The organism is Pseudomaricurvus hydrocarbonicus (assembly GCF_011602365.1).
In the GTDB taxonomy this organism is placed as follows: Bacteria; Pseudomonadota; Gammaproteobacteria; order Pseudomonadales; family Cellvibrionaceae; genus Pseudomaricurvus; species Pseudomaricurvus hydrocarbonicus.
The window spans coordinates 27,563-53,727 of the sequence record NZ_JAAONZ010000005.1 but is presented as its reverse complement, the minus strand read 5'-3'; the positions used below and the strand labels follow the sequence as shown (position 1 = coordinate 53,727).

At 54.5% G+C, this 26,165-nt stretch carries 17 protein-coding genes; 10 read left to right on the top strand and 7 right to left on the bottom strand.

The features are described from left to right. The first annotated feature begins 220 nt into the window (after positions 1-220). Together G8770_RS08890 and G8770_RS08885 are read left to right on the top strand one after the other, a co-directional pair. A complete protein-coding gene (locus G8770_RS08890; RefSeq protein WP_167185006.1) occupies positions 221-1,543 on the top strand; it encodes an amidohydrolase family protein in 1,323 nt (440 codons plus the stop codon). Positions 1,544-1,580: 37 nt separating this feature from the next. Next, positions 1,581-2,729, top strand: coding sequence for a sulfotransferase family protein (locus G8770_RS08885; protein WP_167185004.1), 1,149 nt, complete (start codon positions 1,581-1,583; stop codon positions 2,727-2,729). Between the two features lie 156 nt (positions 2,730-2,885). Here the strand turns inward: G8770_RS08885 and G8770_RS08880 are convergent, their stop codons facing one another. Beyond that, positions 2,886-3,785: an IclR family transcriptional regulator gene (locus G8770_RS08880; RefSeq protein ID WP_279537133.1), complete on the bottom strand. Its 900-nt coding sequence runs from the start codon at positions 3,783-3,785 to the stop codon at positions 2,886-2,888. Positions 3,786-4,060: 275 nt separating this feature from the next. Here G8770_RS08880 and G8770_RS08875 point away from each other — a divergent pair, with 275 nt between their 5' ends. The 4 genes from G8770_RS08875 (at position 4,061) to G8770_RS08860 (ending at position 8,142) form a co-directional block, all read left to right on the top strand. Continuing rightward, complete coding sequence (locus G8770_RS08875) at positions 4,061-5,182, top strand: CaiB/BaiF CoA transferase family protein (protein ID WP_167184998.1); 1,122 nt, start codon at positions 4,061-4,063, stop codon at positions 5,180-5,182. 52 nt (positions 5,183-5,234) lie between these two features. Beyond that, the gene (locus tag G8770_RS08870) at positions 5,235-6,458 is read left to right on the top strand and encodes a CaiB/BaiF CoA transferase family protein (protein ID WP_167184995.1); all 1,224 of its coding nucleotides are present in this window, start codon (positions 5,235-5,237) and stop codon (positions 6,456-6,458) included. A gap of 68 nt (positions 6,459-6,526) precedes the next feature. After that, the gene (locus tag G8770_RS08865; RefSeq protein ID WP_167184992.1) at positions 6,527-7,330 is read left to right on the top strand and encodes an SDR family NAD(P)-dependent oxidoreductase; all 804 of its coding nucleotides are present in this window, start codon (positions 6,527-6,529) and stop codon (positions 7,328-7,330) included. A 68-nt stretch (positions 7,331-7,398) separates the two neighbouring features. Continuing rightward, positions 7,399-8,142 (top strand): SDR family NAD(P)-dependent oxidoreductase, encoded by a 744-nt coding sequence (locus tag G8770_RS08860; protein WP_167184989.1) that lies wholly within the window; start codon positions 7,399-7,401, stop codon positions 8,140-8,142. Between the two features lie 117 nt (positions 8,143-8,259). Here the strand turns inward: G8770_RS08860 and G8770_RS08855 are convergent, their stop codons facing one another. Next, complete coding sequence (locus G8770_RS08855; protein WP_167184986.1) at positions 8,260-9,114, bottom strand: SDR family NAD(P)-dependent oxidoreductase; 855 nt, start codon at positions 9,112-9,114, stop codon at positions 8,260-8,262. 69 nt (positions 9,115-9,183) lie between these two features. Continuing rightward, complete coding sequence (locus tag G8770_RS08850) at positions 9,184-10,359, bottom strand: FAS1-like dehydratase domain-containing protein (RefSeq protein WP_167184983.1); 1,176 nt, start codon at positions 10,357-10,359, stop codon at positions 9,184-9,186. Positions 10,360-10,586: 227 nt separating this feature from the next. Here G8770_RS08850 and G8770_RS08845 point away from each other — a divergent pair, with 227 nt between their 5' ends. Next, entirely contained in the window at positions 10,587-11,630 is a 1,044-nt protein-coding gene (locus G8770_RS08845; RefSeq protein WP_167184980.1) for an AraC family transcriptional regulator, read from the top strand. A gap of 293 nt (positions 11,631-11,923) precedes the next feature. On the opposite strand, the gene G8770_RS08840 is transcribed toward G8770_RS08845, so the two are convergent. From G8770_RS08840 to G8770_RS08825, 4 genes are all read right to left on the bottom strand, one after another. Continuing rightward, positions 11,924-14,131, bottom strand: coding sequence for a PKD domain-containing protein (locus G8770_RS08840; RefSeq protein ID WP_208022152.1), 2,208 nt, complete (start codon positions 14,129-14,131; stop codon positions 11,924-11,926). 209 nt (positions 14,132-14,340) lie between these two features. Next, positions 14,341-15,375, bottom strand: coding sequence for an alpha/beta hydrolase fold domain-containing protein (locus G8770_RS08835; protein ID WP_208022151.1), 1,035 nt, complete (start codon positions 15,373-15,375; stop codon positions 14,341-14,343). Positions 15,376-15,471: 96 nt separating this feature from the next. Continuing rightward, complete coding sequence (locus G8770_RS08830; protein ID WP_167184978.1) at positions 15,472-18,897, bottom strand: glycosyl hydrolase; 3,426 nt, start codon at positions 18,895-18,897, stop codon at positions 15,472-15,474. 123 nt (positions 18,898-19,020) lie between these two features. Then, positions 19,021-21,696: a TonB-dependent receptor domain-containing protein gene (locus tag G8770_RS08825; protein WP_167184975.1), complete on the bottom strand. Its 2,676-nt coding sequence runs from the start codon at positions 21,694-21,696 to the stop codon at positions 19,021-19,023. Between the two features lie 1,179 nt (positions 21,697-22,875). On the opposite strand from G8770_RS08825, the gene G8770_RS08820 reads away from it, so the two are divergent. The 3 genes from G8770_RS08820 to G8770_RS08810 all read left to right on the top strand — a co-directional run bounded on the left by G8770_RS08820 (position 22,876) and on the right by G8770_RS08810 (position 26,155). Then, a complete protein-coding gene (locus G8770_RS08820) occupies positions 22,876-23,802 on the top strand; it encodes a ThuA domain-containing protein (RefSeq protein WP_167184972.1) in 927 nt (308 codons plus the stop codon). Positions 23,803-23,905: 103 nt separating this feature from the next. After that, positions 23,906-25,063, top strand: a complete 1,158-nt coding sequence (locus tag G8770_RS08815) for a Gfo/Idh/MocA family protein (RefSeq protein ID WP_208022150.1) — start codon at positions 23,906-23,908, stop codon at positions 25,061-25,063. Between the two features lie 36 nt (positions 25,064-25,099). Next, on the top strand, positions 25,100-26,155 hold the full coding sequence (locus tag G8770_RS08810; RefSeq protein ID WP_167184969.1) for a sugar phosphate isomerase/epimerase family protein: 1,056 nt from the start codon (positions 25,100-25,102) through the stop codon (positions 26,153-26,155). Positions 26,156-26,165 lie beyond the last annotated feature (10 nt).

Below are 26,165 nucleotides of genomic sequence, written 5' to 3'. Positions count from 1 at the left end.
ATAGGCCCACCCAATATTGCTGTTGGATCTTTAAAAAACGGCTACATGCTGCTGGGATTTCCTTGCTCCCCCTCTCGCGCTCCCCAAAACCGATATCAAAACAAAATGCTCCTCAGGCGTTAATCACCAAACAGGATTTGACAAAAGTTATGATCTTCGTAAATATAAATCCAATAATAATTATATTTATCCATTATTGGATAATTATGAGGTGTGAATTATGGCTAAAAACATGAATGACCTGGTGATCATCAGTGTGGATGATCACATTTGTGAACCGCCAGATGTGTGGGAGAAGCATGCCACTGGTGATGCGAAAGAAACCGCCCCGAAGTTTATGACCGACGCACAGGGTAAAAACTATTGGGCCTATATGGGCAAACAGTATCCCTCCGTAGGGCTCAATGCGGTCGTTGGTCGCCCCTTCGAAGAGTATGGAATGGAACCAACCAATATCTCGCAATTACGCAAAGGTTGCTATGACGTGCATGCTCGCATCGACGATATGGACATCAACGGCATCGCGGCATCCCTGAATTTCGGCAACTCTATTGCCTTCAATCCCAGAATTTTTCAAAACGCCCCCAATAAAGACCATGCAATACGGCATATCAGTGCTTACAACGACTGGCAAATCGACGAGTGGTGTGGCTCCTACCCCGGTCGCTTTATTCCCTGTGCCATCCTTCCAACCTGGGACATGAATGCGACTGTCGCCGAAATTGAACGCATTGCCAAAAAGGGGTGTGTTGCAATTTCCGTCACCGAGAACCCGACCGTCATTGGCCTCCCCAGTATCCATAACGACTATTGGAAACCATTTTGGAAAGCGGTTAATGACCACGACATGACCATTTGTCTGCACATTGGCTCTGGCAATCCTGCACCGCACGCGTCAATGGAAACCCCGATTGAGGCCTGGATATCGACTATGCCCATGTCCATTGCGGTCGGGGCAGCGGATTGGTTACAGCTTAAGGTGCTGCATGAATACCCGGATATGAGGATCGCCTTATCTGAAGGCAGCATAGGCTGGGTACCTTACTTCCTTGAACGCTGCGACTTTTCAAACTCTCGCCATAAGGCTTGGACCCACTCTCTGTTTCAGGACACAAAACCCAGCGAGCTCTTTAAACGTCATTTTCTTAACTGCTTTATCGATGATGCTTTCGGACTTAAAAACATCAATGACATCGGTGAAGATATGATTGCTTATGAATGCGACTACCCGCATTCAGATACATTGTGGCCGCAAGTGCCTGAAAGGCTCTGGGAAACCGTACAGATTTTGACTGAGCGTCAAATCGATAAAATAACCCACGAAAATGCCATGCGCTTTTTCCGTTTTGATCCATTCAAACATTTTAAACGAGAGGAACTTACCGTCGGTGCATTGCGGGCCAAGGCTGAAGCCAAAGGTGTCGACACTACGCCCATTTCCTCAGGTGGCAGCAAACCTTTGACCGATGAGGCAATTCGTCCTATTACATCGGGTGATATTATGACTATGTTCGAGGCTCACGCCGAAAAGAATAACGCCTAATCCGAGCCTTAAAATTTTGAACAGATGAGCGTCATTAATGATAAAAATTGAAGAAGTCATTGCAGGCGCAGAACAAGCGTCAGGATTAAAAGCCAAACTCGACATGGCCACTCATGAAGGCTTGTCTGTTTATTTAAATTCACTCAATACCGAAGCCCCCCTCACCGAGAGGGGCTGGGCAAGTATAAAGAATACATTAATCTCCAACCTGTCGAATCGACTGCAAATAGACCATTGGCTTGAAGCCAATCCGGAATTACTGCAACGCCCTGTCGAGAAACCGATGTTTGTGTTTGGCCTACCACGAACTGGGACAACCTTAGCGATCAACTTGCTAAATGCTGATTCAAATCGCCGCTGTTTATTACGTTGGGAGGCGCTTAATCCAATTCCGCCAGCGCAGGCTGACCAACTCAGCAGCGATCCCCGCTGCCTTAAAGAACAGGAAAAACTCAACCAGTCGCTAAAACACATACCTCATATTTCTGCGATACACCATGAAGATGCTGACGGGCCCACTGAGTGTCAATTCGCCATGGCGCAGTCATTTTGTGCACAACTTTACGATGCCACGTCTGAGGTGCCTTCATACCGCCATTGGTTATTACATGAGGCAGATTACCTCCCGGTTTTCCAGCATCACAAGCGGCTTTTACAAGTGTTGCAAGCCAACAACTCGGGACAATGGACGCTCAAGAACCCTTGGCATCCTTTGTTTCTGAGTGACTTAACATCTGTATACCCAGATGCGCAGCTGGTCATGACCCACAGAGACCCGGTTGATGTGGTTGGTTCAGCCTGCAGTTTAATCAAGCAAGTGCGATTACTGTTAAGTGATGATGTAAATCTGGAATATATTGGCGAGTCAATGCTGGATATCTTCGAGGAAATGATTCGTCGCACACTCAAGCATAGGGAAATGCACGGCTGGGATTCCATCTACGATTTACAATATTCCGAGCTGATGATTAATCCCATTGGTGAAATGAAAAAGCTTTATGCCCACTTTCACACACCATGGACATCCACCACCGAAACAGCGATGCAACAACTGTTGGCCAAGAACCCCAAGGGCAAGTTTGGTAAACACGAATACACCCTTGATGAGTTTGGCTTGAGCAAAAGTATCGTACGCGACCGTTTAAGTGACTATTGCAATCAGTTTAATGTCACCTGTCATGACTGAAGGCTCCGACAACATCAAATAAATAATCAAATAAAACGCAGGCCACAACCCTCTGTGGCTTGCGAGATTTCTTACCACTTTTTGGGCAAGCGTTTATTGCGGGTCTTCCCTTCAGGCCGACGATTCAAGTTCATAGTGAGACTTCATACCCTGCGATCAGGCCATTAGTAACGATGGCTTGCGGCCGTGAACTTCGCTGGTGACATAATCGGCCGCTGCCCGCATCCGACTGATGCGCGCTTCAATCTCAGTTTGCTCCATTGTAAGCGGCAAGCCTGCCAGGGTGAGTTCCAGAATAACTTCACCGGACGGAGAAAATACCGGCACCGAGATGTGACTGATTCGCGCCGCGCCCAAGTCATCCAAAGAGAGAAGCTGTATCTCATTTTGCGAAAGCTTGCCCAACGCTTCATCCATCGCTGCCCAATACTCCGGAGACTGGTAACTGTCTACATGATCCGCCACCAACCGGCTGAGCGCGTTGATCCCCTGATCCAGCGTTGAGATGGAATACCCCCTGGCACGAATCGCAGCAATGGCTTGTTCAAGATACGTTCTCATAGAGGTCGAAAAACCGGAGGTTGCTCGCTGTAAATAAGCTTCAATAGACGCTGTGCTGGACCATGCTATATGGCACATTCCGACAGGTGGTACCAGCGGTCGTCGGTCGCCAATCCGCGTCACCCCACTGTGTTCCGCAGGGCTCCCTCTTTTAGCCAGGTATAGAACCTCATCGCCAGTGATCACACTGACCATACATTCCGTTCCCAATTCAGCGGCGACCTTTGCCATCTCTTGCTGGGCAATATTCACCACTTTGTGTTTTTCCAATGCCACCTGCCCGATCGCGATCAGGGTAAAACCCAATGAGTAAGTTTTGTGTTTCGGATGGCGAGCCAGGTAGCCCGCCTCCGAAAGCGACATTAAGACACGATGTGCCGACCCAAAGCTCAGTGACAAGCGTTCAGAAATTTCTGACACTGTAAATGACTCTGCCGGATGAGATGCCATAAAATTAATAACCTTGATGATCCGGCCATTCGCTCCTCCCTCCATAGATCTTCCCCCCTATCTGCAAGAAACAATTGACAATTGCGCACAAGATAGCAATCATATTTCCACAAAACAATATAGATTTCCAATATTGGAAAAAAGGCCAGATCTACGCCAGGGCGCCTTCCTTGCACCCCAATCCAAAATAATTCGCCCTACCCTGGAACAGCGCCGTTTTCATTTTCAGAGGCAGGAAGGCTCTCTTCAATAATCAATCGTTTTGAGAGCTGGCTTACCGCCGATGCTGAAACCCTAAGAGCAATAACGATGGTCAACCTATGCATGTTTTAAAGCCGCTGACAGGACTCAGAATCCTTGATTTCACGGCGATGCCACCCGGTGGCGCCTGTACCGTGATGCTGGCCGACCTGGGTGCAGAAGTCATTCGTGTGGAACCCCCGGCCAGTAAAGGCAAGCCCAGCCTGGTGATCGGCCAAATGGGCCTCAGTCGGGGTAAGCGTTCGATGACACTGAATATGCGCAACCAAGCCTCCATTGACGTTCTGACACGGTTGGCCCCCACCATTGATGTGGTGGTTGAAAATGCCAAACCAGGCGCGATGGAAGCCAGAGGCTTTGGCTATCCACAATGCAGTGCGATTAACTCACACATAATCTGGTGTGCTATCACCGGTTTCGGCCAAACCGGCCCCTATGCTGAACATGCAGGGCATGATCTGTCATACATTGCCCACTCAGGCCTGCTTGGGGCAATGTCCGATCAATTACCCTGGCAACCCGGCATAGCGCTGGCACTGCAGGCTGGGGCACAAACAGCGGTAGCCTCCATTCTAGCGGCTGTCATTGAGCGAGGGCGATCGGGTAAAGGCGCCTTTATCGATCTCAGCTTGTCAGAAGCCGCGACCTGGTTGCTGAACTGTGGTATCAACCCACTGTCGAAAACCCCTCTCTTTTTGCAAGCCACTGCCGACCGGCGACTTTACCAATGCGCAGACAATCGCTTTGTGGCCGTCGCCTGCGCAGAACCCCGTACCTGGAATATTCTCTGCGATGAGCTCAAAGTGCCAGAGTGTAAAGCGCTGCTCCATCAGCAGGAACACCAACAGCAAATTACCCGGACGCTTACAGAAATTTTCAGAACCCGCACGGCCCCCGAGTGGGTCGAACAGCTAGCCCCAAAAGGGGCCGCCGTGACCATCCTCAATCACGGCAGCGAGCTCCTCGACGACCCTCAGGTACGCAGCCGGCAATCGGTGGTTGAAACGGCAGGTGTTCCCGTACCCGCCAGCCCGATACGCATCAGCACATCCGATGGCGCCCACACCACAACCAATACCGAAGTAGCACACATCACAGGTGACGATACAGTCGCCATTCTTCGCTCAGCCGGTTTTACGAGCACTGAAATCGAATCGCTGACAAGCGACGCCATCATCTAACACGACAATTGCGCAGCTGAAAAGTCATCAAGACTGCGAGAGGAAAAGCAACATGACAAAAATTCTGGAAGGCATTACCGTCCTGGAAGTCGCACAGCACACTTTTGTTCCCGCCGCTGGCGCCATCCTGGCGGACTGGGGCGCGAATGTGATTAAAATAGAACACCCGGTAAGAGGCGATACCATGCGTGGTTTTCGCAGTACCGGAGGGGTGGAGCACAACCCTGACCGGCACACCCTTGTGGAAAATGCTAACCGCGGCAAACGCAGCGTGGGGGTTGATGTCTCTACCGCTGAAGGTCAGCAGCTCATCTACGAAATTGCCAAAACTGCGGATGTTTTTTTGACGAATTACCTTCCAGCCCAAAGACAGAAATTGAAACTGGATCTGGAACATATCCGGGCAGCGAACCCAAACATCATTTATGCCCGTGGCAGCGCCTATGGGGACAAGGGCCCAGAGCGTGAAGCCGGCGGTTTTGACGGTACCGCTTACTGGACCCGCAGCGGCATCGGCTACTCCATGTCTCCGCCGGAATTGGATCGCCCGCTGATGCAAGGTATACCCGCTTTTGGCGATTGTGCTGGCGGCATGAATATCGCGGGCGGTATTCTGGGCGGGCTGTTCCACCGCGAAAAAACCGGCAAGCCTGTCGAGCTTGATGTTTCACTGCTCAGCACGGCCTGGTGGTCGGCGAGTACCGGTCTGGCACAAACCATGGAACTGGGGGAAGTGCCACGCACACGTATGCCTGCGGGGGGCGGCTCTCCGGGCAATCCGTTTATGGGAAACTTTACCACTAGCGATGGCGGCACCATCAATTTTTGTATTCTGACGCCCGGGCCTTACATCCGAGACACGTTTCAACATCTCGGGATTCCCGAAGCCGCAGACGACCCTCGCTTTGCCGACGTGGAGGCGTTGCGTGAGCACTGGGCTGATGCCAGCGCACTGCTTGTCCAGGCCATTGCCAAGCAGCCGTTTGCTTATTGGCTCAGCCACCTGAAAACCATGAAAGGGCAGTGGGCGCCGTTTCAAAGCTTGGAAGATTTAACCCGCGATGAGCAGGCATTAGCCAATGACATGATTATCGAAGTCGAAGGCTCTGACGGACATCCCCTCAAACTCGTTCGTCCACCGGTGCAGTTTGATCACGCCCCCGTACAAACAACCCGCGCCCCTCAGGCATCCGAACACACCGAACTCTACCTGCTGGAACTGGGCCTGGATTGGGAAAGGATTGAAGCATTAAAAGCCAGTGGCATCATCTCTTGACGATTGAAATCGTGGTCACGGATTAATCCATAAAAATACATCTTCGCCAACACCAAGAGGCTTTACTCATGATTGGAAACGACCCTCTCGACCTCGAAGGACAGATCGCCTTTGTCACCGGTGCAGGACAAGGTGCCGGTCGCGCCATCGCTCTCACTCTGGCCAGGCACAATGCCGGCGGGATTGCCGTAAATGATTTTGTCGCTGAACGCGCCCAGGCCGTCGCCGACGAGATCATCGCCCTGGGCATACCCGCCTGCGCCGCCCCCGCTGACGTCAGTGACATCCAGTCGGTCACAGCAGCCATGGATGCAGCTGAAGCGCATTTGGGTCCCATTACCCTATTGATCAATAATGCAGGCAATGCCGGACCCAGCGCATCGATGAAGCCTTCGCCCGTGTTCTGGGAAACCAGTCCAGATGAGTGGGATCGCTACTTTAAAACCAACCTCCACGGTGTCATGAACTGCTGCCATAGAGCGCTCCCCTCCATGGTGAAAGCTGGCCGGGGTCGCGTGGTGACCATCGTTTCTGACGCGGGCAGGACCGGAGAACAACGCCTGACCACATATTCTGCTGCCAAGGCGGGGGCCAATGGCTTTATGCGTTCACTCGCCAAAGAGGCTGGCCGCTACGGCATCACCTGCAACTGCATTTCCCTGTCGACGCTGGAACCACCTTTGGCGGAACCCGAGAAATCCGAATTTTTGGCCAGTGAACAAGCCCAAAAACACGTTAGCCGTTATGTCATTCGACGGTTTGGCAAACCAGACGATGTCGCCGCCATGACCCTGTTTCTGTGTTCAGAAGCGGCATCCTGGATCACCGGACAAACGTATCCGGTAAACGGCGGTTATACATTTGCCGTGTAACATGAATAAAAATTAATGCCCTTAGCGGCCTAACTACATAAAAGAAATAAACTCAGGTGGACACAAACATGAAAACAGCTTTGGTCACCGGCGCTGCCGCCGGTATTGGTAAAGCCTGCGCTATGCGCTTAGCCAAAAACGGTGTTGCCGTTGGTGTTCTCGACCTCAACCTTGAGGAATGCCAAACCGTGGTGCAAGAGATTGAGGCCAGCGGCGGTAAAGCCGTCGCGCTGACGGCCAACATTGCTGACCGGACAGAAGTCCGGCATGCGGTTGGCAAGTTGAGAGATCACTTTGGTCCGATCACCATTGTGGTGAACAATGCCGGCATAGCCAACTTCATTCCCTTTGAAGATCTCACCGACAAAGATTGGGACATCATGTTTGAGATTAACACCAAAGGTACTTTTATTGTCACTCAAGAAGTTTTGCAAGATATGAAAGCTGCTGGTTGGGGGAGAATCATTAATATTTCGTCATCCAGTGCCCAAACAGGGAGTAAGGAACAGGTTCATTATTCTGCGTCCAAAGGTGCCGTCATTGCCATGACCAAATCACTGTCACAAGCACTAGGTCCCTACGGCATCACCGTCAACAATATTCCACCGGGTGCTGTGATGAACACCATTATGTCAGAAGCCAATAAAGATAGGTTCAGGATGTCAATGGATCAACTGACCAAGATGATTCCCGTGGGACGAACAGGTGTGGCGGACGATATTGCGAATGCCTGTGCCTGGCTGGCATCGGAGGAAAGCAGCTATATTACGGGACAAACCATTGGCGTTAACGGTGGTCGCGTGGTGTCCTGATCAGGGCACCACTTTAACCATCCCGCTAACGAATGACATCAACACCTGTAGTACAGAAGTAGAATCGGTGTTAATTTTTCAGACTCTTAGGACTACGAGGTTGACGATTTGCTTCACCTAAACCGGTGCCCAGATGGGGGCACCCCGCTGTTCCCTCTGCGATGGTATCACCCGCCCGTCAATGTCGGTAATACCGTACTCCTCGGCTAGTTCTGGGGCAATAAAAGTACCACCCGTTTTGTCCATGATGTTCGGATCAGCTGCCAGCGCGGCGATTACCCGGCCGGGAAATTCCACCGACGTTCCGGCGGCACTGTTGAGCTGGGCCGCCATGCCCGGCACAGATTTAAGATTCTCTTTGGCCCGCTCGGTGTAGGTGAAACCCTGCCACAATGACATCGAGGCGACGTTGTAGGGTTTAAGTTCGATCGCCATGTCCCGCGCCATTCGATCGGTCGCGGTTTTGGCGGTTCCAAATATCGCGCTGTAGGTATAGGTCACACCCACATAACCGGAAATACCGATAATCAGACCCGATCGCTGTGGCACCATGATCTGAGAGGCGTGCCAGGCCGCCACAAACGCCGCTCGCACACCAATATCAAACATCGCCCAATTGGTTATGGGCTTTTGCCAAAATCCACCGGGCTGGGTCATTTCGTCAGGGATGGCAATCGCATTGTTGACCAGGATGTCGAGGCGACCCTGCTCTTGTTTTACTTGTTCAAACAGGGCGTTGATCTGCTCGTCATCGGCAAGATCCACGGCTACCGGAATCCCCTTGCCGCCGCGCTGATCGCACTCGGCAGCCGTTTCGCCCACCGTACCCGGCAAGGGATTCACACCGGCTGTAACCGTACGTCCGGTAACGTAGACCGTGGCGCCCTGCTCCGCCAATGCCAGGGCTATTCCCTTGCCCATGCCCCGGCTCGCGCCGGTAATGACGGCAATTTTTCCCGATAACAAGCTCACGAAGGTCTCCTTAATCGTGTGTGGCACTGCGCGTTTAATGGGCGCCGCCATTAAAATCAACGCGCTTGATTACTTCTTCGGCAGCATGATCTCCGAGAGCGCAGTGGCCGAAGTGACGCCAAGTTGGTTGACCATTTTGAACTTGACCTGCACTAAATGGCGTCCTTCGTCGTCGATCATTTTGTCCACAATCTCACCGTTCATCACGGTAATATCACCGGTGAAAGCAGGCCCCCGGTAAGAGCAGTTCGAATGCACGATCTCGCCCCATTCACCGGCCCAGCCAGAAAGATAATCGAGAATCCAGGCCCCCATAGACGCCCCGTAGCCGTAGCCCCGTGGCATGCCGATCTGGCGTGCGTAACGTGGAAACAGGTGGCCGCGAGAAGGCCCGATGTAGGCGCCGTCGGTCATCTCCGGATTTTCCAGTTCCAGCACAGGGTCTTGCTCTTTACCGGCCATGTCGCCGACAAACCCCAGGGCCTCGATATCGAGGTCGGTACGGCGCTTCACGCCACACCACAGGGTGAACAGATATGAACGCCATTCCGTGGTAAAACTGGCAATGCTATGCGGACCAATGATACGCGCAGGTAACTGGTCGCCGACATTGACATCGTCCCAGAAGCGCTTGCCGTGTCCCAGGTCGTGGAGCATTTTGATCCACTCGAACTTTTGCTCCTCCAGCTGCATCAGTTCCGCGTCTGCCCACACCGGGTCTTCAGTGCGGTCGTCCTCTTCAAGGTTGGACATTTCCCGGGCCAAGTCAGGGCGATAACGGATGGAGGTCGAACGCTGCTTGGCAATCAAGTCACCGTCCTGGTTGTAATAGTAGTTGTCGCCGCGCTGGAAACAGGTGGGTCCGGCAAACTTGGTGTCCTTAACCACGTAGTCAAAAGGTACCCGGTGGTTATGCAGCATATCGCCAGCAAAGACCCGAGGGCCTTCAAACCACCACTCATCGCCACCAAACACCAGATGGGAATTGGGAATGCAACCGATGCAGGAGGGGCCCGTGCCGTGGGCATCGTCCATGGAAACCGGGAACGACTGCGGCGCGACCATACGACCAAAGCGACTTTCGGCGGCAAAATCCGGATCGTAGTGAATCCGGTTGGGATAGTGCATGGCCTGAACCCAACGGCGAATATCCGTGTTGGCAAAGGGCTCTCGCATCCTGGCAGGCTGAATAGGAACCCCCATAATGCGATCCAAATCCGAGCAATCCAACGTCTTATCTGTCACAAACACCTCACGTCATACATATAGAAATGGCTTCCAGGGCCAGCAACGTTTGCACCGAGCCAGTTACCCGCCGTGGTCTCAAATTGACACCTTAAATTCACACCTTAAAGGTACCCCGACCGCCTCCATTCACGCTTGACTTATTTTGACAATCTGTGAAGATATAACCGCAGGTCAACCAGCGACGCAGACGCAACCTATATTCTCAACCGGCCACCCACACGCAAATGACACCCCCCGGGAACGCTCCACAGGATTTCGATACCTTACACCCTCAATTACTGCAAGGGTTTGATCAGCTTGTCACTGACCTTGGGGGCAACCCGACTCATCTATTGGCTGACAACGGGTTGCAGCGCGGACCAGGCGGAAAAATCGAATCTAAACTCACCTACAAAACATTCGCCAGACTCTTGGAACATTCGGCGCAAGCGCTCAACACTCCCGACTTCGGCTTGCGACTGGCCAAACTCCAGGGCGTGACAAACAGCTTTGGTGTTCTGGGTGAATTACTGCGCTACGGGCAGACCTTTGGCGACGGACTCGATTACATCGTCAACCACAACTACCTGCACAGCCTTGCCGCTAAAATCTGGAAAGATTCACGCAGCCATCCCAAACTGGTCTTTATCGGACACGACATCCTGGTGGAGGGTGTTCCCAATAAAGAACAGGTTATGGAATTCATCTTGTTATTAGGTCACCTGGGTGCCTTGGAATTTACCGCAGGGCGGGCCCGTGCCCGGCGAGTACAATTTCGTCATCAACCGGTATCCAGCCCGGCCGTTTACCGACGTTATTTCGGATGCGCGGTTTTTTTTGGTCAACAGGTAGATTGCATCAGCTTTTCAAAGAAGGACCTGGCTTGCACCGTCGTCGACCCCGATACAACGACGTTTGCCAAAGTGGTAGAGCATCTTGATGCCAAAGTGAACCAGCGCAGGCCACCGCTGCACGCGCAACTTCGCGGCATTATCATGCACTCACTGACCACCGGAAGCTGTGATCTGGAGACCGCGGCCCGTAAAATGAACCTCCATCCCCGCACCTTGCACCGGGGCTTAACGCAGGAAGGAACCAGCTTTCAAAAAATCAAGGATGAGGTGCGGCGTGACACCATGGTCTACTATCTGCTGCATACCGATCTCACCTTTTCGGCAATCTCTGAAAAACTCGGGTTTGCCGAGCAGGCCATCATGAGCCGAAGCTGTCAGCGATGGCTGTCGGCCTCACCGTCGCAGATCCGCTCCCGAAGAACGCCAACAGCTTAATAGGCTGACTCAGCGCAGTACATACTCGATATACGTCTGCTTAAGTATGTGATTTTTTCAACAACCTGCTCAGCCACCTCACAGCCAGTAGGCAGAGAATTAAAAAATTACTTTGGCAAGGGTATTCGCTGTCTTCAGGCTACTCATACAAATCTCTCTGCCCGTTTGGTGCTATGGCCCACGATGCCGAGCTGGCGTCTTTTGAGGCGCTTTTCTGATTCATGCATGGCCCGGTTTTAAAGTTCGGGCATGAATTCTCACTTACAGAGATGCAGCAGGCAGCAGTCGCAATGCTACTCTGCCCCCACCACTACCCTTACCCGATCCAGATTCTGAATCCGGGTAAACTCGGTATTGCCATCGCCCTGGCGCTGCGCTGCCGCCCGCACGGTGACAAAGTAGGTGCCCGGTGCCTCAAAGCGATGGCGGTTGAGAGCAACGCTACGAGCCTGGGGATCCTTGAAGCGCTCGACTTCGGCAAACACCCCGCTGCCGTCAAAATCCCAGGTTACATCGACCACCCGGCCAGCGTTGGTGGGCACCACCACGGTAGCGGTAAACTGTACCTCTTCCCCCGGCCGCACCGTGACGCTTTTGCCAGCGTTGGCCAGCAAATCAATCACCGGTTGAATGCCCTGGCGTGCAGCAGCCGTGGCCGGAATCTGCACCTGGCCATCGGTTATCTCATAGACGCTGGTCGGTGCCGGTGCTATGCCTTTTTCGACCCACGCACTTATGTCCCGCAGCGCCTGTTGCAGCACACCAAGGTAACTGACCGTTTGCGTACTGACCGACTGATCCTTGCTGTCGCCATGATTGGCGTGATCAGTGTACCAAAGCCGGAAATTGTCATTGAGGCTGTCGCCATATACTTTTTGCGCCTGCTGACGATACCAATCGCCCTGCCATGGGTAGGCTTCAGTATCGTAAAGATTCGACAGGAGAATCATTTTGCCTTTGAAATTGCCGGTTGGCAGGATACCCGCAGCGCTCTGCGTAAAGCGTGGTCCCAACAGCATTGGCCGCTGAGGGTAGATGGGGTTACCCTGCTCATCGCGGAACTGATCCCACACCGGGTAACCTTCGGCAGGCACTTGATGGCGATGGTAAGTCTGTAAGGCGAGAATATTTAGATTGCTGATTTCAACATCATCGCCGACCTGCAACTGCTTCAACACCTCGGCCGAACCGCCCACCATGGGATCAGCACTGACCAGAATAAAGTTGCCCGCAATTTTGTTGACGCCAATGCGCTGGCCCGCTGCCTCGCCGGTTTTCACAAACACATCTGAACCCAGGGTATGTTCGGTGGGCAGACGGTCAAATTCGATAGCCACCGGAATGCGGTTATCTGCATTGCTCAACATGCCTTTAAACGCATCATCGGCCAAGCCCCGAGAAACCGAAGCCACCAGCGCCTCTTTGATACCTGAGTTCGGCACATCCTGGGTGAAAATCAGTTTTTTTATTCTGGCACGCTGCTGTATTTTGGCTTTCCGTAATGATGCCGGTGCGTCATAGCCCTCATAACCGGGCTTGGTCCAGAAGTCACTAAAATAGCTGGGGTCTGCCATCAGTATGCCGGGATAGAGTGCAATCAGGCCATGCAAATCCAGAATGTCGTGGGTATACCAGGCCTTTAACGGGAAACCCATTTTGGTCACTTCGGTCAACGCAGCCGCTTCCTCTGCGTTCAAACCGTTGTAAGGATCGACTTCGGAACCTACTTCAATGGCATCTACAATGGCTGGGAACTTATCACCAAGTATGCGCATGGCGTACATACGCACCGAAAACACATTGGGAATCGCCATGGGTGAGCCGGGCACAAAAGGTACTGCTCCATCCCAAACCCCTTCTGTGTTTTCCATGCCACCAATGGTGCGGTAAGCCCCACCGCTGCCACCAAAGGCATAACCGTAAGGGCGTTCACAAGCGTACATTTCCATGGCAACTATGCGCGAGTAGTTTGCGGCAGCGGCATTGGCCCGATAGGCTGAAATACTCGAATCAACCTGACTACCCGGCTGTCCCATTACTCCGCGGCCACCACCATTAGTCTCGACAAAGTAGGCGCCACTCTCAATGGTGAAACGGATTTTGTCATCTTCTCCGGTCGCCCCCTGGGAAATGTTCTCACTCAGCGGTATTGGTGTAATGTATTGAAAAAAGCGTCCTTCATAGACACTCGCTGGAGGCAGGTAAAATGAAAAGCGAGTGTCGGTGCCTTCGAAGCCTCCGTGCACATAACGATGTCTGACCGGACTGTTCCGCCACTCATCCTGATCCACATAGGGTCTGGCGAACATGGCATCAGCCGACAATGCCTTCTCTACGGCTGGTTGAGCATCGCACACTGCCAGTTCGGCAATCTCATCTCCGGCTGCGTGAGCGGTGGTAATAATATCGGTTGTTGCGTCGGTCGCCGAATCCGGTTGGCAAGCGCACGCCAGCACACAGAAACCGGTAATCAATGATATTTTCAGGATATTTTGTAGCATAAAAGTTCCTGTTGACTTAAGGAAATAAAAACACTCGATGATTGAACGGGAAAACACTGCCTGTGAATCAACTGAATAATCAGCCCGCAGATCAGCCGCCAAGCTGCCGCTGCCTCTACTTGGACTCATTACCTCAATTTGTACTTTTTAAAAATTGTACTTTCTACAGTCGTGCGCCCTTCAGTTGTATCTTCTACAGCTGCTGCTCACTAAAACGCGGGGTCCACAAACGCGCGTTCCAGCGCCCGGTCAATGGCATCCTGAAAACGCCTGGCATCTTCCGCCTCGGGTTGCATAGCCTGAAAGCCGTGATAGCCCCCGGGTACCACAAACAGCTCCGTGGGCACGCCGGCATTCAGCAACCGGCGGGCGTATTCAATATCCTCATTCACAAACAGGTCGATGGAACCCACCCCGATAAACGTGGGCGGCAAGCCCGACAAATCCTTTACCCGTGCAGGCACAGCGCCTTCGGGCACCTGCTCGGAACCCGCCGGCACCCCCAGGAGAGCACTCCACCCCATCACATTTTCTGCAGGCCCCCACGACAGATACCCCATCCACTCCGGCTGGGGCACGGTGCTGCCAGTGCGGTCATCCAGCATGGGATAAATCAGCACCTGCCCCCGCAGGGGAATGTCGCCGCGCTTTCTGGCCTCCAGCGCCAGCATGGCGGCATGACCACCGCCAGCGCTGTCCCCCATCAGCACAATGCGATGTTTGTCCACACCCAGTTCGGCGGCGTTGTCGTACAGCCATTGCAAGCCGGCGTAGTTGTCATGCAGCGACCCCGGGAAGGGCGTTTCCGGGGCCAGCCGATAATCTACCGACACCACCACACAGTTATGTTTTGCCGCCAGTGCCTGCATCTCGGCAACCGAACCTTGCGCACGGCCCAAAATGTAACCACCACCGTGGGTGTGTAATATGGCAGGCCGAGATTCATCCCCCTGACGTCCGGCATTGATCACATAAACGGTCACTTCCGGCTCACCGGCCAGCCCCGGAATGCGCTTCTGTTGCACGGCCGGTTGAGCCAGGAATGGCCGCTCATAGCGTTGGCCGCCTTCGCGCAGCATGGGCAAATTCTCAACGGAAAACCCTGGCCGATCGGCATACCCCTTGCGCCGCTCCAGACCCGGACGCAACGCGGGCGCCACATAGCGTATAAACTCTGCGTGTCTCTCTAGCGTCTTTTGTGTCGCCTCCTCCGTTACTGCGCTATCCGTAACTGAACTATCCACAACTGAACTATCCGCAACTGCGTTTGGCCCCCACATTACAGCGGCCATCAACAAAGGCCACGCCAATCGTTTCTGAATATTGCTCATATGGATCTCCTAGTTTGCCGGTTGTAACAGTGTCACCGGCCCCATCAAACCCGAGGGTCGCAAGGGGGCATTGGGCAGATAGGTTTTAATGGTGGTGTAGGTCACTTTTTCGCTCTCTTCTACATCGGGTTGCAGGTCGCCAATCAAGCGATTGACCCACAAGTTGGCGACCCGAATTTCCACCTTGTTGTCACCCACTCGTGCCAGTGCATCGATATCCACCTGATATGGCGGCTTCCAGGCGATGCCCGCCGCTTGGCCATTCACCCACACTTCGGCCACATCACCTACCTGGCCCAGATCCAGCAGCAAAGAGCCGGAGTCAGGCTTGGCCGCCAGGGTAAATTGGTTGTGATAGGTGGCAATGCCCGAGAAATACTTCACGCCCTTGTCCGCGTGTTCCGAGAGTGGCGCCAGTTGTGGCAGTACCATAGATTCCGGCGCACCGCGACCGGCCTCAAAACTCACCTGCCACTCGCCCGTCAGGGTCATTAGCGGTGTGCTCTGAGGTACAGCCACTGTGCGTGAAGCGTCGCGGGTATCCTCAGTGAACACCACGAAATAAGACTGGTGCGCGGCCATGGGCAGTTCCACTTCCGTCACCTCGCCTTGAATGCGATAGCTGGCCGGAGCCGATTGGCCAGTGTCGGCGTACCAGAATTGCGGAGCTTTACCGGTCACGCGAAATTGCGCGGTAACGGTCTGGGCATCCCCCTGATTGGAAACGTAATAAATATCACCGTGTTCAATCGCACGATGCACAAACTGCAAGGGTGCAGCGGCACTTTCCACCCCACCTTGCACCACATTCTGCGCTGCACTTTTCGTCACACCATGCGCCACAAAATCCGGTTGCACGCCGAGCTGTTGCAAGGCGTCCTCGACGTTGCGACTGTTGATCACGCGCCCTTTGCCAACACGGGTTAGCGGGTCACCCGACCAGAGTTTGGCCACCAGGGCAGCAAAGGCACTGTCATCATCCGCCAGGCTGGGGCTCAGCGTGGGGGCAGCCCCCACCACGGTTGCCCCCGCTGCAACCAATTCGCCCAACCGCTTCAGTACCGGCAGCGTCATGTACTGACTGGTGCCACTGAGGAAAAGCACACGGTAGCGAGCGCCACCTGCCGTCACCAGATCCCCGCCTTCGGTTTGCAACAGGTTCATCACCGCATCCGGCGAGACAAAATCGTAGCCGTAGCGCGTGGGTATATCCTGGGCGTACTCATTGCGCAGCAACGCGCCTACCGGCGTTTCTTCGCCGTAGAAATAAGCCACATCGGCCACAAAGCGGCCCTGTTGTAACAGGTAACTGTTGCGCGCCATGTAATTGATCCAGGGTTTGGCCATGGGTGCCCAGGTTTCGTGGCGACTGAAGAACTGGCCAAAAATATGCAACGACAAGCCCGGCTGTTTGTCTTCCACCGGCTGATGCACCACGCTGTGAATCACCGGGCGGTTGATGCCTTGCAGGAACTCCTGGTCAATCATCGGCTGTAAATCGGCCGGGGCGTAGGCCCAGGGCGCCAAGACCGACGTCAGCGATTCTGCGGCCACAAACGGTTTACCATAGAGATGAGCCACCGACGCCGCACCGCGCATATCAGCTTTATATTTGGGCGCGGCACCGCTGTCACGGTTGTGAGTCCACATGGCGGCCATGGGGATATCAGCAAAGCGGCGCATCTCCAGATCATCCCCCAGCGTCGCCAGGCCGCGGTCGCCTTCCAGCGATTCGCCATACACCGTCAACCCATAGTCGTGAGCGACCCTGGCGACTGTGCCGTAATGTTCGGTAGAAATCAGATCCGCCAAGGTGCGGCGGTAATCGTAAAGGAACCGGTCGCTCTGCTCGCGCGAACCGATGATCACGCCCGTCAGTGCCGGCATCCATGGTGTCGGATCGTAGCCCCGCAAGCGTTTAAACTGTGCCACCATTTTCGGCGTCCAGTTGGAGGGCCCCGCCTCAATGCTGTCGGTGAGCAGCGCCTGCAGCCCTTGCTCACCCATCAACTCACCGCCTACGACGTCGCGGTAGTTGTCCAGATAGGTGCGCAGGTAGCGCTCAACGGCGTCCGCATCGTGCTTGTCCACCTCCAGACCGGTAGCTTCCGGTGTGGCCGGATGATTGGTTTTGCCAGTGAGGGAATAGCCCAGCCGCAAGACCTGCCACTGCCCCTGTTCAGGCTGCCAGTTAAGGGTGCCATCGGCCTGCAGATATTGGCTCACGTCCAACACCTGTGACGGTGCAACACCCGCCACATCACTCCCCGCGAATTCGTCCAGTCCGTAATAGTTGTAGACCAGTGAGAAGCCGGCTTTTTGTTCATAGGCGTTCACCCGGGCTTGCGGCGAAAGGCTCAACTCCATCAGCTCTGGTTTGGACGCGGCACTCCAGTTCATGCCCATCACCGCCCTGGGATCGACTCCCGCAGCCGGGGCAAAGTTCATCACATTATCGACACCACCGTGGCCGAAGACCAGCCGAAACTCCTGCCCTATCACCGCCTCAAACGAGGCGGTAGTCGGTACTTTGGAAAGACGCAGACGGGTGATGCTCTGCCACTCACCCGACTCATCCAGAACCTGCAATTCAGGCTGCAACGGCCCCTTGCGAAAATCGCTGGGGGCATTGGCCAAAAACAGTTGCAGTGAGCGAATCGTCTGCGGCTGGTCGTAGCGAAGGCTGACCGTTACCGGCCCAGAGCCAGCCGCCGGAAAATCCACCCCGGAGTGCAAGTCCCCGTCACTCAACACATCCCCCGCAATCGCGTTTCCGTCAATCGTGATCGCGGCCTTGGCCGAGCTCACCGCCGTCACAGGGTAAGCCAGCACCATCGCATCCTCAAAGTGTTGATGCTTCAGGTGATCACTGCCCAAGCCGTGCTCCAGTGCCATGGGTAAGGTCTGAAAAGGACCGGTGGTGTTCGGTGGCGGCGGCAACTTGACCGCTGTGGACTGGGCGGCATCCACCCGCGTTTCGCTCCACACCAACTTTTTCATGCCGTCTTGAGCTGGTACCCATGGACCACCGGTTTCGCTCCAGCCCGGTGAGGCCGCAATGCCGAATTCCATGCCCTTGTCCGCGGCCGTCTGAACCGCCAGCTTGAACGCCTGCTGCCAAGCCGGCGACATATACACCAAGCGTTCGTCCACAATCTGCGGTGTCTGCATGGCGGCATCGAAATTTTGCACACCGCCGATACCAATGTTGTCCATCCAGTCCAGATCCCTGCGTATACCCTCGGCGCTAATGTTGCCGTTCATCCAGTGCCACCAGACGCGGGGCTTGGCCTCTGTCGGCGGGGTTTGAAAACTCTGTTGCAGGTCGGTCACGCTGTGACGGTTGCCATCGTGAGCAGGGCTACAGCCACTGAGACCGACCGTCAGTGAGGCGGCAGTAATAAGATGGCGGGCGAAAGGGAATCGACAGGGCATGGGTCACTTTCTCTGACTGGAATACCGATACCCACGTTGCTGGCATCGGAATATGAATTCAATGTTGTTTAAATTCGATCAAAAAAAACGGGGCAGAAGATCTGCCCCGTTTTCGGGTTTGGCTTAAAAACGTTTGGTGGCACTGATGGAGAGCACCCGCCCCAGAGTAAAGCCACTGTATGAGGCTTGACCATTGCGACGGTACAGGGGCGGCTCTTCATCAAACACATTGCCGGCGTTAAATCGCAGCGACAAATCCTGAGTCAGTCCTGTGCCCTGAAAATCATAGCCAACGTACAGGTCCGTCACCAGAAAGGCATCCACATGATCCTGCAGTGGTTCGCCGTTAGCGGGATTGCTTGAAGCATCATTCACCGCATAGCTGGGGGTGTACTTGAAGGTCATCTTGGCTCGCCAGTTATCCCGCTGCCAGCCCACGGCGCTCATCAGGTTGTACTTGGCTGAATTATCGCGATCATCAAACCACTGATTACCTTCGACACTTTTCACTTTCGATTCCAACTTGTAGTTGCCCGACAACTGGAAGTCGAACGTACCCAGGTCACTGTCGTGCAGGTAGTTAAAACCGAAGTCCAGGCCGCGAATCAACGCCTCGTCACCGTTGTCCAGGCGCCGGTCAATAATCACCGCGACCGTACTGGCATCCACACCGGCCCAGGCATCATCACCGTTGAAGGTCTGGGCAGAGGCGGCATCCAGCTGTGCCTGGGTAGGACTCCAGGTGTAAGCACTGGCGTACTGCACGGCTGACACCGAACTGCGCGGATCAAAGAAACCGAGGATGTCGGTAAATTCGATTTCGTAGTAGTTTGCCTGCACTTGCAAACCCTCTGCCACCGGTGGTGTCATGGTAAAACCGACGGCCCAGGTTTCGGCGGTTTGTGGCTGCAAATCATCGTTGGCACCGAACAACTGAGCCACATTGGGTCGCGCCGCAAAGTCGATGGTTTGACCCGCCGCCGCCGCCGTGTCCGTTAAAAATAATCCGGCCACACCGGCGTTATAACCGGCTTCAGAGCGTCCAATCTGATCCACCAGGGTCGGGGCGTTAAAAGACTCCCCCCAGTTGGCATGAATGGACAACCACTCCACCGGCTCCCAGGTCAGGCCCACATGGGGGTTGGTGGTATCACCAAAATCACTGTAGTCGTCATAGCGAGCGGATGCCGACAGAACGAGGGATTCAATCCCGGGTTTACCACTGATCAGCGGCACTTGAAGTTCAGCAAACACGGAGTTAACTGTGCGGTCGGCACTGTCATAATCAAGACCGCTCAGGCCGCCCCGTTCGACGTTATCCTCGCGAATTTCTGCCTGCTGGTCGCTATACTCGACCCCGATCGCCATCGAAAGGTCTCCGGCGGGAAGTTTCAACAGGGCACCATCAGCAATGACCCGCGCCATAAACAGCTGCTGCAGTGACTCACCCGATTCTTCCCAGTTGAGTACATCGCGAATGACGTTTGCCTCGGCCGCGGCAATATTGGTGGGATCAATGACGCCGTCTAACACATACCCCTGCAATTTGGTGGCATTGGAATCCGGCTGATTGTAGTCACTGTCACTTTCGCTGTAGTGCAGCAGGCTGGCAATACGCCAGCCGTTGTCCAAATCAATTTTTAACTCGGGGGATAGGCCCCAGGCTTCAAAAGTGGTTTCACCCTGGGGGTCGCTGTAAGCCGCGTTCGGGGCATAGGAAAAGCCCACAGTAGGCACCACTTCGATACCTGCTCCGGTAATTTCGCGGGTGGCGACGGTATCGCCCAATGGATAAACATCCCAGGTCGTATTGCGCTCGCTGTAGAAACCTTTGACATCCAGGCTGATGCGCTCAGTCAGGCTCTGAGTGACGCCGAAGAACAGTGAAGAGCGATCTTCAGCTGGCACCAAAGAATTGAGAGACCCTTTATCACACAGTTCACCGGTACTGCCCAGACTGGCCACGGATGAACCGTTAAGGTAGACCGACGTGATCGAGGTTGGGGAAATACACTCCCCTTCAGCCGGAGCCACTTCGTCGCGACTGACCCAACCGCCGCCTTTTGACCAGCTGCGATCCTGGCCCAGAATGGCGTCGCGATCAGAGTGATTCAGTGAGATGTAGCCAGAACCGTTTGTCCAGGTCGTGCCCGCAGTGATGCTGGTGTCGTAGCTCCAGTAATCATCACCCTGACTGTAGCCGGCACTGATTTCGACACCGTCAAAATCTTTTTTGGTGACAAAGTTAATCACCCCGCCAACGGCATCGGCGCCGTAGAGGGAGGAGCCACCATCGGTAATGATTTCTACCCGGTCAATCACCGCCGGTGGGATCATGTCGGAATCCACCGCAGACTGTTTAACACCGACCGGCACCACGCGGTGACCGTCGACGAGCACCAGTGTGACGTTACCAGAGGCGGTACTGAACTTGGGCAGCGCGCGCAGATTGGGGCGTACCACCTGAGTTTGTGTCGGCGCGGTGGGCTCGAGACTGGTCATGCCATTGAACAGGTTACTCGCCTGCGGAAGGGTAGCCAGAATGTCGTTGGCACTTGTTGCGCCGGAGACTTTCACATCGTCAGCCGAAATGCCAATCACCTGTGAACCGGTGGGTTCAATACCACGGATATAGGTACCCGTTACGGTAATTTCCTCCAGTTGCAAGGGATCTGTAGCGTCACCCTGAGCGTAGGCATTCATCATGCCCGCCGCCGACAGAATCGCGCCGGTGATGGTGATGACCGATTTTTTCAGGTAAAACTCAGCCAAAGGCTGTGGGGATACTCGAGTATGCACAGTGATTTCCTCTTATTTTTATATTTATTCGGTAGCTATAATTTTTTGTGTGTCCCTCGTTCAAACAATTTGAGTTCAAACATCTCGGGTTTAAATATCCTGGAAGCAAATATCTCCGGTTAAAACCCCTCTGATTTAAACCCGGACAGTTAGGACACGGATGAAAATACGTCTTAGAGTAAGACAAGGGTTGAGCAACCAACTTCAACAACTAGACAGCACTGGTGATCAACGCTAGATCAGTATAAGAAACCGACGCCTTATCGGTCAAGATAATTCATTTTCCTTCTTTTTCTGTATTATTCGACCTGTGAAATGCCACATGCAATCAAATTCAATCACTTTAAGTCATTAACACCCCCCCCCCTCTCTTCCCGTTTGATTTGTATGCCACTGACTGATGGTGCGTTAGTGGTTGGGATATCGTACGCAATAAGCACATAACTGTAAACGTTTACACAACACCTTTGTTCATCCAGATCGATAGGTGTTATTCAATAAGCCGCGGCACGACGCCAGCTTGCCGACATTGGCAAAAGCCTTAACGGAAACAAACGATAACAACATGAGAGGACGCCGATTCAGGCTAATGAAAAACCAAAGGTATTTCATAATGGATGAAGAACAGTACGCGGTAACCCAGTTAATCTGGGTGTACTTTTCATTGCACCTGACTTAGATGTGAATTGTTGAATGGGTCGGATTTATGCTCTGGCCTATCGATTCGGTTTCTGTCGAAGATAGTTCCCACTCAAAAGAGACGTAGCCAGTCAATAAACGGTTTTCGATTTACATTGAGTCAAATATAACCTGCTCTGTTGATCTGTAATGCCCTCACCGGACACTGATTTCTCCTTGTGGAATCAGTGCCGGACTTTATCAGATCAACCGTCCAAGATAACAGTCTCCGACCAGTCAGGTTAATGGTCATCTAATAACCGAGAACACATACAGGAGTACAGGAGTACAGGAGTACAGGAGTACAGGAGTACAGGAGTACAGGAGTACAGGAGTATCGATGTTTTAAAAATTCTCTGCAGACCTCCAGCGACTTAAACCAATTCAGATGTAAACGTTTACATGTTGTTTTCCATAATCTAGACTAGCGGCTGATAATAAAACTTACTGCTCACAAGCATTGGTCATGTGTGCAGTAAAACAATAATTCGAGAAGCCTTTATGCCATTGTCCAGCTCAGCCAAAGCCTGGTTATTCCGCCTTTTAATTGGCCTTCTGGTCGTCATGCTTCTGGGCACCGCGATCATGGTGTACAAGATGCGTTCCTACGGTTTCTGGCGCAGCCCGGTGTACGAAATCGACGCGCCGCAGGTTCCGGACCTCAAGCGCCCAGCCGTACTGGTCTTTTCCAAAACCAACTCGTTTATCCATAAAGAGGCAATTCCGGCGGCCGAGGAACTGTTGCAGCAACTGGGCAATAAAAATGGCTGGTCGGTGTATGTGACCGAGAACGGCGCCGTGCACAACCTGCAGGATCTGGCCCGCTTTGATGCCATTGTCTGGAACAACGTCACCGGCGATGTGCTGACACCCGAACAGCGCAGCGCCATGCGCCAGTGGCTGGAAAACGGCGGTGGCTGGGTCGGTCTGCACGGTGCCGGTGACAGCTCCTCCGACTGGGACTGGTACATCGACTCGCTGGTGGGCGCGCGTTTTACCGCCCACCCGTTTCCTGAGCAATTCCAGCAGGCCACCTTGCAGCCGGAATCCGCTGACCCCATCGTCGCCCACCTGCCCCGTCCCTGGCAGCGCACCGACGAGTGGTACTCGTTTGCAGCCAGCCCGCGCGGCAAGGGCTTCACCGTCCTTACCACACTCGACGAAACCACCTATAACCCGGATTTTCGCGGCCAGGATTTGCGCATGGGCGACGATCACCCGGTCATCTGGAAACACTGCGTGCAGCGGGGTCGCGCGCTCTACTCGGCACTGGGACACACCGCCGAAAGTTACCGCGAGCCCGCCTATACCCAACTGCTGGAAGCCGGCGTGAGCTGGGCCGCCGGGCTTGGTGACCGGGGTTGCCAGCAGGTCCCGGAATCTCCGGCCCCCAACCCACTCCGACCGCAAGTTCCTGTGCCTAAATAACAGTACCCATACGCAAACAACATCGGTACGAGAACGTGATCAACCAATACCTGTAACCCGTCGCGGCGTAACAGGCGAAATTTCAGTAAGCGGAGTAGGAACAATGGCAAAAATCAGAATGGGCATGGTCGGCGGCGGCGAAGGCGCTTTTATCGGTCAGGTACACCGTTACGCCGCCGCTCTGGACGGCGAAATCGAACTGGTCTGCGGCGCCTTCAGCAGCGACCCGGAAAAATCCCGCCGCTCCGGTGAAGCCCTGCACCTGCCCGCTGAGCGCGTCTACGCCAGCTACCAGCAGATGATGCAACACGAAGCCACTCTGCCGGCCGGGGAGCGCATGCAGTTTGTCGCCATCGTCACCCCCAATCACATGCACTTTCCGGTGGCCGCCGCGGCGCTGCACGCCGGCTTTCACGTGATGTCCGACAAGCCCGCCACCTTTGACTTGCAACAAGCTTTGCAACTGCGTGAACTGGTGCGCGACACCGGTTTGCTCTACGGCCTCACTCACACCTACACCGGCTACCCGCTGGTGAAAGAAGCCCGCGACCGGGTGCTGGCCGGCGAACTGGGTGCCGTTCGCAAAGTGGTGGTGGAATACCCGCAGGGCTGGCTGGCGTCACGGGAAGATGAAGCCGACAACAAACAGGCCGCCTGGCGACTGGACCCGCAGCAGGCTGGCATCAGCTGTTGCATGGGAGACATTGGCGTGCACGCTGCCAACCTCGCCGAGTACATCACCGGCCAGAAAATCAGTCGCGTTTGTGCCGATCTCGGTGCGGTGGTGGCAGGCCGTACACTGGACGATGACGGCAGCATTTTGCTGCGCTTCGACAACGGTGCCCGCGGTGTGCTGATGGCCAGCCAGATCAGTGTCGGCGAAGAAAACGCACTCCGCATCCGCGTCTACGGTGAGCGCGGCGGACTGGAATGGTCGCAACAGGAACCCAACACCCTGTGGCTGAAATGGCATGACCAGCCCACACAAATGCTGCGCACTGGCCTGCCGTATCTGGGCGTGGTGGCCACCGCCAACACCCGCACCCCTAACGGCCACCCGGAAGGGTATCTTGAAGCCTTTGCCAACCTCTACATGGCCTTTGCCGGCCAGGTACGGGCCTTTGAGTTGGGCGTCGACGCGGATGAACGCTCAGCCGATTGCCCCGGCATTGACGATGCCGTGCGCGGTATGGCTTTCATCGAGCTGGCGGTTGCGGCCAGTAACAGCGACGTTAAGTGGCATGCGTTCCCGCAGCACTGAACCCGCCCCAATCTCTGACAATTTCAGGAGTTTTTTATGTCGACACTTAAAGGCCCGGCCATTTTTCTCGCCCAGTTCGCCGGCACCGAAGCACCGTTTGACAGCCTGCACAACATTACCCGCTGGGCCGGTAAACTCGGCTACAAGGGCGTGCAGATTCCCACCTGGGAAGCGAGTCTGATCGACCTCGAAAGAGCGGCCTCCAGCAAAGACTACTGCGATGAACTGAGAGCCGTCTGCGCCGCCAACGGTGTCGAAATCACCGAATTGTCCACCCACCTGCAGGGACAATTGGTGGCGGTACACCCGGCCTATGACGAACTCTTCGATGGCTTTGCCCCGGAGACGGTGCGTGGCAACCCCACCGCCCGACAGCAATGGGCCGTCAACCAACTGCTGCTGGCCGCCAAGGCCAGCCAAAATCTGGGGCTCAAGGCCCACGTCACCTTTTCCGGCGCCCTGCTCTGGCACACGATCTACCCCTGGCCGCAGCGCCCATCTGGGCTGGTAGAAACCGGCTTTGCCGAACTGGCCGCACGCTGGCTGCCAATTCTGGATGCCTTTGACCGGGCCGGGGTGGACCTCTGTTACGAAATCCACCCCGGTGAAGATCTGCATGACGGCGTCACCTTTGAGCGCTTTCTGGAAGCCACCGGCCATCATCCGCGCTGTCATATTCTGTATGACCCCAGCCATTTTGTGCTGCAACAGCTGGACTACCTGCAGTTCATCGACATCTACCACGAGCGCATCCGCATGTTTCACGTCAAGGATGCCGAGTTTAACCCCAACGGCCGCAGCGGTGTCTACGGCGGTTATCAGGGCTGGAAAGAACGCCCCGGTCGCTTCCGCTCCCTTGGCGACGGCCAGATCGATTTCGGCGCCATCTTCAGTAAGTTAGCCCAGTACGGCTTTGACGGCTGGGCAGTACTGGAGTGGGAGTGCTGCCTCAAACACCCGGAAGATGGCGCCCGCGAAGGTGTGGACTTTATCAATCAGCATATGATCCGCACCACCGACAAGGCCTTTGACGATTTTGCCGGCAGCGGTACCGACGACGCAGCCAACCGCCGTATTCTCGGCCTCAATTGAGGAGATCCAT

Excerpts from the sequence above, each read along its gene's own strand:
- G8770_RS08865 (WP_167184992.1), top strand. The coding sequence starts at position 6,527 with ATGATTGGAAACGACCCTCTCGACCTCGAAGGACAGATCGCCTTTGTC.
- G8770_RS08880 (WP_279537133.1), bottom strand. The coding sequence starts at position 3,785 with ATGGAGGGAGGAGCGAATGGCCGGATCATCAAGGTTATTAATTTTATG.
- G8770_RS08810 (WP_167184969.1), top strand. The coding sequence starts at position 25,100 with ATGTCGACACTTAAAGGCCCGGCCATTTTTCTCGCCCAGTTCGCCGGC.
- G8770_RS08830 (WP_167184978.1), bottom strand. The coding sequence starts at position 18,897 with ATGCCCTGTCGATTCCCTTTCGCCCGCCATCTTATTACTGCCGCCTCA.
- G8770_RS08845 (WP_167184980.1), top strand. The coding sequence starts at position 10,587 with ATGACACCCCCCGGGAACGCTCCACAGGATTTCGATACCTTACACCCT.
- G8770_RS08885 (WP_167185004.1), top strand. The coding sequence starts at position 1,581 with ATGATAAAAATTGAAGAAGTCATTGCAGGCGCAGAACAAGCGTCAGGA.
- G8770_RS08875 (WP_167184998.1), top strand. The coding sequence starts at position 4,061 with ATGCATGTTTTAAAGCCGCTGACAGGACTCAGAATCCTTGATTTCACG.
- G8770_RS08840 (WP_208022152.1), bottom strand. The coding sequence starts at position 14,131 with ATGCTACAAAATATCCTGAAAATATCATTGATTACCGGTTTCTGTGTG.
- G8770_RS08815 (WP_208022150.1), top strand. The coding sequence starts at position 23,906 with ATGGCAAAAATCAGAATGGGCATGGTCGGCGGCGGCGAAGGCGCTTTT.
- G8770_RS08890 (WP_167185006.1), top strand. The coding sequence starts at position 221 with ATGGCTAAAAACATGAATGACCTGGTGATCATCAGTGTGGATGATCAC.
- G8770_RS08860 (WP_167184989.1), top strand. The coding sequence starts at position 7,399 with ATGAAAACAGCTTTGGTCACCGGCGCTGCCGCCGGTATTGGTAAAGCC.
- G8770_RS08870 (WP_167184995.1), top strand. The coding sequence starts at position 5,235 with ATGACAAAAATTCTGGAAGGCATTACCGTCCTGGAAGTCGCACAGCAC.
- G8770_RS08820 (WP_167184972.1), top strand. The coding sequence starts at position 22,876 with ATGCCATTGTCCAGCTCAGCCAAAGCCTGGTTATTCCGCCTTTTAATT.